The following is a 10221-nucleotide window of genomic DNA, read 5'->3' as shown; positions in this document are numbered from 1 at the left end:
CCCATCCAGTGGCGACGGTGGTGCCGCTGGCCAAGGGACGATCACGCTCCCTTCGGCGGTTTCAGCGCGTCGAGGTAGCGGATGACGTCCACCGGGTCGTGCTGTGAGGTGTCCCCCAGCTGTTGCGGTTCGTCACCGGGCCGCCAGTGCGGCTTCGGGTCCGGGATCCGGCGCCGCCGCGTCGACGGAGCCGCCCGATACACCGCGGCACCGACGTGCGCGACGGCGTCGCACACGTCCGCGAGAAGCGCCTCGGTCTCGGTCCAGCCGTGCCCGTTCATCGCCCGATACGCGGCACCACCGGCGGGGAGATGAGCCACGAGGACCCGCAGCTTCCGCAGCGTGATCTCGCCGCGCCAGAACGCGGCGACCACGTCCCAGCCGTAGGTGGCCTCGCAGTCGGCCTCTACCGCTTCCGGCGCCGCGCCGAGGACGTCGAGCGCCGTGTAGGGCGTCCCTCACCGTCGAGCGCGACCATCTGCTGAGCGGCGCGGCGGAACACGTCGAACACGATCCCCGACCGGCCACCCGCGGCCTTGAACCGCTCCCACTGCTCGGCGCCCATGTGGTACTCGGCGACCTCGACGTCGCCGGCGCCGTCGTCGCGTAGGTCCTGCAGCCCGGCCTTCCACTCGTCGTCGGCGAGCAGCGGGTGCGGGATCGACCACACCTGATCGGCGAACTTGAACGTGGTCTTCCCGAGCTCGCTGTTGCCGGTGGCTTCCTGCTGCTGGGCGAGGATGGCGTCGTAGTCGATGTCGGCGTCGGACACAGCTGTGCTCTCTTCCGTGGCGGGATGGTGGCGGGTTGAGAGGGGACGGCGCGACGCACCCACCACAAGAGACGCCGCGCCGACCCCAGCCGAGATCGGACGGGCTACGCGGGCAGCCAGCCCTCCTTGAACAGCCGCTTGATGCTGATCCCGTCGGTGCCGGGGTAGGCGGTGACGGTCATCTGGTAGCCGATCAGCTCGTCGGACTTGTAGACGACCTCGCCGCGCTCGGTGACCTCGGCGAGCGGCAGGATGATGCGCCGCTGGTAATTGCCGTCGATGATGTCGAACCCGAACGCGCGCAGATCCCGCGCCGGCTTGCCCTGCTCGTTGAACGACACGATCTGGTCGGGTGCCGTCCCGGTCGTCGTCATCGCCGACGCCGGAACCTGGTAGTACAGCGACACCGTGTTGACGTTGGTCTCCCAGCAGGTGAACTGGAACGTCTTGGTCGATCGGGTGGTTTCCACCCGGATCGGGGTGTTCGACTGCCACGGCGTGAACTCGGCCTTGTCCTCGTCCGGGGACTCGGTGAGCCCGTCGTCGGAGATGTAGCCCAGGTCAGCCCAGCCGACGCCCCACGCGGCCAGGTCGGTGGGCACGGTGGTTCCGGTGGGCGCAACCATGATCATCCCGGTGACCCCGAGACGGGCGAGGGTGGCGTTGAGGGCCATCAGTGACTCCCCTTGTTGCATGCGGAATCGGCCCGCCGGACGGGTTCCGGCAGGCTCGGGACGGTCGTGGCGGGTGTCAGGCGGGGCGGATGACCAGCTGGTAGGTCATCCCGAACCGGTAGGTGTGCGGGTTGACGTCCGGCCGATACGACGGACCGATCTCCTCGATCACCTTGGTGACGAGGCCACCGGCGACGGCGATGTTCCGCATCGCTGGCATCAGCGCCTCGATCTGGTGCGCCAGATCAGAGGCGGCGACCCGGGTGGCGGCATACACATCGATGTCGAGACGCGGTTCGATGAGGATCGCGTTGTGGCTCATCCCGCCGCCGATGCGCACCACCTGCACCAGCGGCAAGCGATCCTCAAACCCGACGTACAGGTCGGTGCGCACGTCGACGCCGCCGAGCTGGCCGTACAGCCACTCGACGAGCATCGCCTCGACGTCCGGCATGCCCCGGACAGGGACGGTCATCAGCTGCCCGGCATCGGCCCGGCGCCCGGGTTGGGCGTCGGTGACGGGACAGGCCGCGGCCGCTCGTCGAGGTAGCGGGCACGTCCCTCGGCCACCAGAATCCGGGCCTCGTCGGGGTCGACCTCGACGGTCTTGCCGATGCGGTTGTTATCGGCGTCGAACGCGATGACGACCTTCACCTTGCCTGCCATATGTCAGCTCCCGCTGGATTCGACGGCGCGGCCCAACACGCGGAGCCGCGCGGACTTCGACGAGCCGAACTCGGCGTCCGGCCGGTCCGAGGCCACCCGCGAATAGGGCCGGCCACGCGGCCGGGTCCCGTCCGAGGTGGTAATCGAGGCGGCCACCCCTTCGGCGGCGGCGATCGATCGGGCGCGCCCGGCGACCCGCCCGGCGGCGGCGCGCAGCTCGGCCCGCACGCCGGGGGCGCGCATCACCTCGCCGACGCCCTCAAAGTGGACGGTGAATCGGGTGGCCATCAGCCAGTCACCTCCTGCAGCGCACAGTCGACGTGATGGACACGGCCGGTGATCGGGTCGGGCCAGCGGGCCGGTTCCCCGACCACGCTCAGCGTGTAGCCCGCCCACTCGATCCGGTCGGAGGCGCGAATGTCGAGATCGGTTCCGGGCTGCGAGTACAGCCGCCATCCGGTGGTTACGGTGTCCCGGACCGCGGTCTCGGCCTCGGCCTGGACCGCCGGCAGCACCGCGACCCGGGCGACCTGGACCCGGGTGGCCGCGGGGCCCCAGTCGAGCACCTCGTTGCGGTACCGGTCGACGGTCCTCGCGGGCCGGACCACCGTGACGGTGTCGTGGAAGAACATCACGCCTGCCCGATGCGGTACCGGTCGAGCACCGCCTGCTCGCTGGTGGCCAACCCCACCCCGTCCCGGGATCGGGCGTAGGTGACCGTTTCGGGGCCGACGGTCATCGACGCCACCCCGGCCGGGGCGGCGCCGCGACCGGCGAGCGAACACACCACCGCCACCACCTCGGCGGGAGATGCGTCGTAGCCGCCGGTGAAGGTGACCTCGACGGTGGCCAGCCCGTCCGGCCACCCGACCGCCCGGAACAGCATCCCGGCGCGTGACCACCTGTAGTCGCTGGTCGCGAGCGTGACACCGAGGACCGTCACCGCGGTCACGGCCGTCACGTGCAGGCAGGGCAGATGTAGGATCTGGCCGCCGTCGCTGTCAAGCGTGACCGTCTCGGTGTAGGTCGGGGCGATCGGCCACTCGCAGTACGCCCGCACCATCCCCGACGCCGACGCGAGGCTCTGGGCGGCGGCGGTCTCGTTGGCCCATGGCATGCCCGTGAGGTCCCGGAGCTGGTACACGTCCGCCAGAGCGTCCACCGCGATTCAGCCGGATGACTTGGTGGCGGCGGGGCGGGACTTGTTGGCTGCGGCGCGGGCCTTCTCCTCGGGGCCGGCGGACGCGCTGGCGGCATCGACGGGCGTGCCACCGAGCCGTGCCGCGTCCTGCTCGTTGAGGTTCATCACCGTGTCGTGGCCGTTGACGGTGACGTGGTACTCGCGCAGCTCGGACATGACCATCTCCTCGATCCGTTCGTCGACCCCGACCGTGGTGGTGGCCGGCCCGCACGCAGCGTGCGGAGCCCCGCAGACCGGGCAGCCACCACCACGGCTGGTGATCAGAGCCATCAGGCCAGCGCGACCTTGACGAACGCCGACGGCTGGATCACGCCGAACGCCGCCCGCATCTCGGCGAGGATCGCGACCAGGTTGCGGACGAAGAAGTCGGCGTGGCTGTCGGTGATCGTGACCGACGCCTGCTCGCGGTCCCACAGGATCGCCTTGCGCCAGTCCCCCACCCACGCCGTGCCGGCCGGGACGGCCTCCGACTCGATGACCGGCAGCCCCCACAGCGGGGCGGTGCCGTTCGACCCGGACGGGCCCCCGAAGTAGAACCGGCCATCGTTGTCGCTGATCTCGTCGAGCGACTCCAGGTCGCCCGGGTTGATCACGTACGCGTTCGGGATGGCGCGGCCGACGGTGCGGACCTTGGTCTTCGCCCGGCGCAGCGTCAGCAGCTTCCCGAACCCGGCCGGCTTGCCGGCGGGGTCGGCCACGAGGGTCTGGGTCTGGGTGCCCGACACGGTGGCGAGGCCCTCGAAGTTCTCCCCGGTGTTGTCCCCGGAGATCATCTGGTCCTCGAGCTCCTCCTCGAGCCCGACCTCAAGGAAGTTGTCGATCAGCGTGCGGACCTGCGCGGCGTCCGACAGGGCCCGCTTCGTCGCCGGCATCCAGTGCGCGATCGTGCGCACCGGGGTGGTGACCCGCACCGTCGAGAACCCGGACTCCGGCTTGTAGCCGCCGCCGGCCGGGTTCTCCAGCGCACCGGTGGTGGTGTTCGCCGTCGGACCCGCCGACGTGGTCGCCTCCGCGACCGGGGCGGCGTTGTTGGTGAACCCGGTGACGCGGGCGTACTCGATCTGGTCCGACGTAGTCGTGCCGAGTGTGACGAGGCTGCGCAGCGTGAGCGGCCGGTAGAACAGCTCCGGGCCGACCAGGAGACCGCGCCGGTCGGACTCGACGAGTGCCCCGGCCGAGGTGTCGGAGGCGCCGGTGACCAGCGACTTGAACCCGACCGGGTACGACTGCACCCGCATGTCCTTCGCGAACTGCCCGTTCGGGGCCGTCGCGAGCAGGTCGGCGTACTGCCTGGACTCGGTGAAGTACTCACCGATGGACTTGCGCTGGTCGGGGACGATCAGCCCGGAGCGGGCCGCCTTCTCCCCCCGCTCGGTCGCCGAGCCGGACTCGTCGAGCCCGATGCCGTCGCCGAGCTCGCGGATCGCGGCCTTGGTCTGCTCGTCGGCCTTCGCCGCGGACAGGGCGTCCTTCGCGGCCTTCGCCTTCGCGAAGTGCTCCTGCACCTGGCCGCGTTCGGCGTCGGTCAGGTCGCGGTCGCCGTCCTTCTCGGCCGCCGCGGCGATCGCCTGCGCGGCCTTGAGGTGCGCCTTCAGCTCCTCGGTGAGGCGCTCGATCTTGGTGGACAAGGATGTCTCCTCAGTTCGTGAGCGAATCGACCTCGGCCGCGAACAGGGCCAGGTCGGTGCGCAGACGAAGCGAGGCGGTTCCGTGCCGGGCCGGCTCGGCACCGTTGGCCCCGCGGGGCTCCTCGGGTGCGGCGGGCGGGGCTGGCGTGGCCTTGGCGTCCGTCGTGGCGCTGGTCTTTCCGTCGCCGTCCGCGCCCGAGTCGAGCGCGTCCAGCAGTTCCTGGGCGAGCTGGGCGATCTGCCGGACTCGCTTCTCGTTGGCCGCGGACAGGGTCCGGCCGACCTTCACCTCAGCCTCGGCGGCGTCAGTCGCGGGCCGGGTGGGGTGGACGTTCACGGTGACCGGCTGCTGTTTCACCTCTAGCAGCTCGGTGCGCTGGTTCGCGCCGATCAGGGTCGGCCCGACCTCGTACAGCTTGAGCTTCCGCAGCTCGAACACGTCGCGGCCGCTGCCGTCGGCGTCCTTGCCCGGGGCGCCGTCCAGCACGTCGTAGGCGAAGGAGAACTGGGTGACCCGGCGGCCCTTGAGCAGCCGGTACACCTGCGCCGACTTCGAGCGCGGATCCTCGATGTCGAGGCGGCCCTTCACCCACAGCCCGTCGTCGCGTTCCTCGGCGTCCTCGACGACCCCGATGTGGTAGTCGGGGTCGTGCGACATGTGCGACCACAGCACCGGGATCGGGTTACCGGAGGCCTTCCACTCGGCGAGGGTGTCGGCGAATGCGCCCTTGACGATGCGATCCCCGACCGAGTCCACGTCCCAGGTCGCGACGAGCGCCTCGAACACTCCGTCCTCGGTGCCGTCCTGCTCGCCGGCAGCCTTGATCGTCACCGGGCACGTCTTGCGGTTCACGGGACCTCCACCTCGATGTCGCAGGTGCACCCGGCTCGCTCGTCGTCGTCCAGGTCGCTGTCGCCGGGCCACATGGCCCGATTCGAGAAACGTTGATCAAGTAGGACGGTTTCGCCGTCCATCCGCGCGTGGCTCGGTCGCGGGTTCGACGACCGAACCCGCCACGTCTTCGTCGCGTGCGGGCTGCGCTGCCGCGCGGCCTCCGTCGTGCCGAACCCGGACATCGACGTGACCTGTGACAGCGCGACCTGCGCGGCGCGGGCGGTCGCGTACACCTCGAACAGGTGCTTGATCGCGGCCAGCGGGTCGTCGTCGCCGAGCGCGTCCTCGACCGCGTTGCGGGTGGCGCCGTTCACCCCGCCGGCGACCCGCTCGGCGTTCGCCGACAGGAACGCCAGGGTGCGCTCCTCGTCGTAGTCGTCGGGGTCTAGGCCGAGGGCCTGGAGGGTGGAGTGCGCGGTCGCGGTGGCCACCTCGAGGTTCAGCAGGTACATCTCGGCGGCGAGCTCGGTGTTCCACCGCTCGTCGTCGAACACATCGTCGATCTGCGGGGGGTCGGCCTTGCGGCGCGCCTTCTCCGCACCCAACCGGCCGGCCACGGCGCGGCCCTGCCGTTCGAAGAACCGGGTCAGCCGCTTTTCCGCCCGCGACAGGTAGGTCTTCGGGGCGCGCGCCTTCACCCGCCGCACGCGCTGCCGTTTCGGTGGCGGCGCGGAGTCCTGCGGGCTGGCCTGCCCGCCGGTGAGCACGTTCAGCGGCACGATCAGGTCGTCGCCGCCGTCGATCTGCGGCAGATTCAGCCGCGCCCGGCCCTCGTTGCGGGTCATGAACGGTCCGCCGATGGCCATCTGCAGCTGGGTGGCCTGCTCCTCGAAGGAACCGCGCAGCTTCTCGTGCATGTTGAACTCGACGTACACGCGGCCGGTGTCAGCGAACTCCGGGACCAGCTGCAGCTGCAGCTCCTCGGCGATCATCTGCAGCCAGGGGCCCAGGCAGTCCTGATACAGCTGCTTGTGCTGCTCCCGAATGTTGGAGAACGTGGCGTGGTCGAGGATCTGCACCATCGGCAGCGGGATGTGGTAGGCCGCCGCGACCTCTTCGCGGGTCAGCTTCCGCGCCTCGAGGTACTGGGCCTGCTCCGGGGTCACCGCCGCCGGGGTGAACTCCATCCCGTCCTCGAGGATCGGTGTGCCACCGACCTGCGGGCCGTCCCCGGTGTACTGGGCCTGCCACTGGCGGCGGAACCGGGCGCGCGCGTCCTTCGACCACTGCGGCGCCTCGACCGGGCGTTTCAGGTAGCCGGACACGCGGGCGCCGTTGCGCCAGAGCTGCTCCCGCCACACCGCGGCCTGGTATTCCTCGGCGAGGATCCGCCGCAGCGTCTCCACCGGGCTGTAGCCGTCCCGGTGGTCTTCCGGCGAGTAGCCGTGGAAGTGCACGATTTGGTCGGCCGGGAAGTCGCGCCGGCCCTTCGCACCGCGGTACCGGTATCCGTCGGCCTGGAACGGGTTGTCCCCGAGCAGTGTCACCTTCCGCGGGTCCAGCCGGACCACCGCGGCCGGTGACGCGCCGGTGGTCTTGACCTTCAGCCAGAACGCCCGGTCGTAGATCCCAAGGTCCTGCACGAGCGCGTCGAACATCCGATACCGGGTGGTGGTCGGGTTCGGGGTGGCAAGCATCCGCGCCAGTGGGTGGTCGGTGAGCCGTTCCCGGTCGACGTCGGATATGCGCCGGAACACGTGCAGCCCGAGCTGGGCGATGTTGCGGGCCAGGAACGACACCACGGTCCGCACCTGTGGCTGGGTTCGCCAGATCGTGGCGTAGTCCTGCACCACCGTGTCCGACAACGCCAGCGCGTACGGTGCGGGCAGGGGCGGCTTGTCCACCGTGGCGAGCTGCCCGGCGGACACCACGAACGCCATCAGTACCGCGCCTGCACGAAGTCGATCTGCTGGCGGTCGATGATGACCTCGCCGTCCATCGGGACCGGTTCGACACCCTGCTCGAGCAGCTTCGCGTCGCGCAGGATGAGCATCCGGCCGCGGCGGGCCCACAGCACACCGTCGATGGCCTGCCCGCCGATGAGGTTGACCAGGACACGTCGCCGCACCGCGGTACGCGTCTCCCGCACCCGGTGGACGACCGCGGCCGCTAGGACCGCGACCACCAAGGCCACCTCGATCAGGAGGATCACGGTCTGGGTCACGCGCCCTCCCTCGCTGCGGTCCTGGTCACACGACCTCGAGGTCGTCGGTTTCGTACGCCGAGCGTCTCGCCGGCTTGTGGTGCATCGCGCGGGCCATCGCCGTGGTCAGCGCGGACACCCCGTCGATCTTGTCGGCGGAGCGGGCCTTGTCCGGTTTCACGTTCCCGGCCGGGTCCATCGCGACGGCCAGGTTGTCGACCATCCACCGCATCACCGGGTTGCCGCCGTGCCGCAGCAGCGGCGCCTTCGCGGTGCCCGCCTTCAGCAGCCGTTTGATCTCCTTCAGCGGCGGCGACAGCGACGCGTACCCCTGCCGGACCTCGACCATCGGGGCGCCGTGCTCGGTCAGCCGGTTCGTCAGATCGGTCGCGTTCCACGGGTCGAACGCCAGCTCCTGCACCGCGAACGCGTCCAGGTCCGCGATGATCTGCGCCTTCACGACCTCGTAGTCGGTGACGTTGCCGGAGGTGAGCCGCAGCCATCCGGCCTTCCGCCACGCCGAGGCGTTGTTCGCGGTGCGCTTGTCGAGCTCGGGCAGCGACTCCTCGGGCGCCCAGAACCGCCACACCGCGTCGTACCCCTCGTCGGCGGGAAACAGCCAGCACAGCGACGTCAGGTCGCTCGTCGAGCCCAGGTCCAGCCCGCCGTACACGACCCGGCCACCGAGAAGATCAGGGCGCACCATGCCGGCGTTGCGGTCCCATTCACCCAGATCGAGGTAGCGGGTGGTCTGCTTGGTGCGGATCCCCAGGTGCAGCCGCTGGTATCGGGCCAGGTTGACCGGGGAGTCCTTCGCCTTGCGGGCCTCGTCCTCCAGGAACGCCCTCGTCGGCGACACGCCGTAGCCGGGGTTCGCGCGCCGCCACGTCGCCTCGGCGAACGGGTCGTCGGCCTCGTCCGCGGCGAACACCACCCCGTACTGCGCCGGGTTCTTCACCGTCCCGCGGGCGAGCCGCTCGATGTAGTCGCGCTTCCCCGCGTACACCGAGTTCGGTCGGCCGTCATCGGCAGTCGTGATGATGATGACCAGCGGCTGATCGCGCGCCCCGGTGCCCGACTCGACCGCGTCGAGCACATCCGGGGTCTTGTGGACGTGCAGCTCGTCGACCACCGCGCCGTGGATGTTCGCGCCGTGGATCAGATCGCCCACCGACGCGACAGCCTTGAAGAACGACCCATCGGACGGCCTGCTGATCTGCGCCTGCAGCGGCTGAACACCGGCCTTGCGCAGCTGCGGTGACTTCTCGCAGATCAGCTTCGCCGGCCGGTACGCGTTCCCCGCCTGGTCCCTCGACCCGGCGACGGCAAGAACCTGGGCACCTGGCTCACCGTCCGCGAACGCCAGGACCAGGCCCAACCCGGCGGACAACGTCGTCTTCCCGCCCTTGCGGGGAACGTCGATGTAGGCGTTACGGATGATCCGCACCATGCGGCCGTGCTCGTCCGGGGCCAACCACCCGAACACCGGCGCGATCACGTACGCGACCTGCCAGGCGTCCGGTTCGAGCGGACGCCCCGCCCACTTGCCCTGGGTGTGCCGCAGCACCCGCAGCGCCGCGATCACGTGGTCCACACGTGCCGGGTCGAACACAGCGCCACGCACATCGCGCGGCTCCGGGGTGCGCACCGCCGGCCGGCACCACCGCGGCAGCGCGTAGCCGCGCTGCTTGAGATACCACTTGACCTCTGGGGAGAGATCAGCCGCTGGCCGCGGCGAACGGGTTCTCCTCGCCGCCACCGTCCTGCTCCTTCGCCGGAACCCGGGCACGCGCGACGAACGACATCCCCATCTGCTTCGCGTACTCCAGGAACAGCGCCGACTGTGAGCGGAACTCCGCGCCGGCCGGGTTCTTCTTCACCCCGCCGTGCGCCGGATCCTCCACGATCACCTCGGCGCGGAACATCGCGTCCGACGCGCGTCGGGCCGCGAGGAAGTGCCGCAGCGCCAGCTCGATCGTCGGGCCATCGCAGCGGGCGAGCACCCCGGCGTCGTCGAGGACCGGCACGAGCTCCTCCCACAGCGACGACAGCTCGGCGTCGTCCTGCGGGAACCCGAACGGGCGCTCCGGAGCGACCGGCTTCACCTGCTCGGCGAGGGTGCCGGCCTTCTCGTCGCCGCCGACGGCGCGCAGGTGCTTCGGCAGCTTCAACGGGCCCCGCTCACCCACAGTGACCACCTCCCCCGCCCCACAAAGATCGATAACTGTCAGAAGCGCGAGCT

15 protein-coding genes are annotated in these 10221 nt (G+C 70.5%); all 15 read right to left on the bottom strand.

Features of this window, described 5'->3' with window-relative positions:
* Positions 1–41: 41 nt before the first annotated feature.
* Complete coding sequence (locus tag ACFQE5_RS01860) at positions 42–374, bottom strand: hypothetical protein (RefSeq protein ID WP_379582031.1); 333 nt, start codon at positions 372–374, stop codon at positions 42–44.
* Positions 375–406: 32 nt separating this feature from the next.
* The gene (locus tag ACFQE5_RS01855) at positions 407–772 is read right to left on the bottom strand and encodes a hypothetical protein (protein WP_379582028.1); all 366 of its coding nucleotides are present in this window, start codon (positions 770–772) and stop codon (positions 407–409) included.
* 104 nt (positions 773–876) lie between these two features.
* Positions 877–1446, bottom strand: a complete 570-nt coding sequence (locus ACFQE5_RS01850; RefSeq protein WP_379582026.1) for a phage tail tube protein — start codon at positions 1444–1446, stop codon at positions 877–879.
* A 76-nt stretch (positions 1447–1522) separates the two neighbouring features.
* Positions 1523–1921 carry a hypothetical protein gene (locus tag ACFQE5_RS01845; protein WP_379582023.1) on the bottom strand — a complete coding sequence of 133 codons (399 nt, stop codon included), beginning with the start codon at positions 1919–1921 and terminating at the stop codon, positions 1523–1525.
* Positions 1921–2112, bottom strand: coding sequence for a hypothetical protein (locus tag ACFQE5_RS01840; protein WP_379582020.1), 192 nt, complete (start codon positions 2110–2112; stop codon positions 1921–1923). Before ACFQE5_RS01840 ends, ACFQE5_RS01845 begins: the two co-directional genes overlap by 1 nt.
* Before the next feature lie 3 nt (positions 2113–2115).
* Entirely contained in the window at positions 2116–2400 is a 285-nt protein-coding gene (locus ACFQE5_RS01835; protein ID WP_379582018.1) for a hypothetical protein, read from the bottom strand.
* Entirely contained in the window at positions 2400–2744 is a 345-nt protein-coding gene (locus ACFQE5_RS01830) for a hypothetical protein (RefSeq protein ID WP_379582016.1), read from the bottom strand. Before ACFQE5_RS01830 ends, ACFQE5_RS01835 begins: the two co-directional genes overlap by 1 nt.
* Complete coding sequence (locus tag ACFQE5_RS01825) at positions 2744–3274, bottom strand: hypothetical protein (RefSeq protein WP_379582014.1); 531 nt, start codon at positions 3272–3274, stop codon at positions 2744–2746. The genes ACFQE5_RS01830 and ACFQE5_RS01825 overlap by 1 nt, the downstream gene beginning before the upstream one ends.
* Before the next feature lie 6 nt (positions 3275–3280).
* A complete protein-coding gene (locus ACFQE5_RS01820) occupies positions 3281–3583 on the bottom strand; it encodes a hypothetical protein (RefSeq protein WP_379582012.1) in 303 nt (100 codons plus the stop codon).
* Positions 3583–4941, bottom strand: a complete 1359-nt coding sequence (locus ACFQE5_RS01815) for a phage major capsid protein (protein WP_379582010.1) — start codon at positions 4939–4941, stop codon at positions 3583–3585. Before ACFQE5_RS01815 ends, ACFQE5_RS01820 begins: the two co-directional genes overlap by 1 nt.
* A 10-nt stretch (positions 4942–4951) precedes the next feature.
* Positions 4952–5794 (bottom strand): HK97 family phage prohead protease, encoded by an 843-nt coding sequence (locus ACFQE5_RS01810; protein WP_379582008.1) that lies wholly within the window; start codon positions 5792–5794, stop codon positions 4952–4954.
* On the bottom strand, positions 5791–7716 hold the full coding sequence (locus ACFQE5_RS01805) for a phage portal protein (RefSeq protein WP_379582006.1): 1926 nt from the start codon (positions 7714–7716) through the stop codon (positions 5791–5793). The genes ACFQE5_RS01810 and ACFQE5_RS01805 overlap by 4 nt, the downstream gene beginning before the upstream one ends.
* A complete protein-coding gene (locus tag ACFQE5_RS01800) occupies positions 7716–8000 on the bottom strand; it encodes a hypothetical protein (RefSeq protein ID WP_379582004.1) in 285 nt (94 codons plus the stop codon). Before ACFQE5_RS01800 ends, ACFQE5_RS01805 begins: the two co-directional genes overlap by 1 nt.
* 25 nt (positions 8001–8025) lie before the next feature.
* On the bottom strand, positions 8026–9738 hold the full coding sequence (locus tag ACFQE5_RS01795) for a terminase large subunit (protein ID WP_379582002.1): 1713 nt from the start codon (positions 9736–9738) through the stop codon (positions 8026–8028).
* Positions 9698–10168, bottom strand: coding sequence for a P27 family phage terminase small subunit (locus tag ACFQE5_RS01790; protein WP_379582000.1), 471 nt, complete (start codon positions 10166–10168; stop codon positions 9698–9700). Before ACFQE5_RS01790 ends, ACFQE5_RS01795 begins: the two co-directional genes overlap by 41 nt.
* Between the last annotated feature and the right edge of the window lie 53 nt (positions 10169–10221).

The organism is Pseudonocardia hispaniensis (genome assembly GCF_042658695.1).
Classification (GTDB): domain Bacteria; phylum Actinomycetota; class Actinomycetes; order Mycobacteriales; family Pseudonocardiaceae; genus Pseudonocardia; species Pseudonocardia hispaniensis.
Note: the sequence above shows the minus strand (reverse complement) of the source record. Positions and strands in the feature narration are given on the sequence as shown.

Bases quoted from the DNA above. Each gene is read 5' to 3' on its own strand.
- ACFQE5_RS01850 (WP_379582026.1), bottom strand. From the start codon at position 1,446: ATGGCCCTCAACGCCACCCTCGCCCGTCTCGGGGTCACCGGGATGATC.
- ACFQE5_RS01845 (WP_379582023.1), bottom strand. From the start codon at position 1,921: ATGACCGTCCCTGTCCGGGGCATGCCGGACGTCGAGGCGATGCTCGTC.
- ACFQE5_RS01840 (WP_379582020.1), bottom strand. From the start codon at position 2,112: ATGGCAGGCAAGGTGAAGGTCGTCATCGCGTTCGACGCCGATAACAAC.
- ACFQE5_RS01835 (WP_379582018.1), bottom strand. From the start codon at position 2,400: ATGGCCACCCGATTCACCGTCCACTTTGAGGGCGTCGGCGAGGTGATG.
- ACFQE5_RS01830 (WP_379582016.1), bottom strand. From the start codon at position 2,744: ATGTTCTTCCACGACACCGTCACGGTGGTCCGGCCCGCGAGGACCGTC.
- ACFQE5_RS01820 (WP_379582012.1), bottom strand. From the start codon at position 3,583: ATGGCTCTGATCACCAGCCGTGGTGGTGGCTGCCCGGTCTGCGGGGCT.
- ACFQE5_RS01805 (WP_379582006.1), bottom strand. From the start codon at position 7,716: ATGGCGTTCGTGGTGTCCGCCGGGCAGCTCGCCACGGTGGACAAGCCG.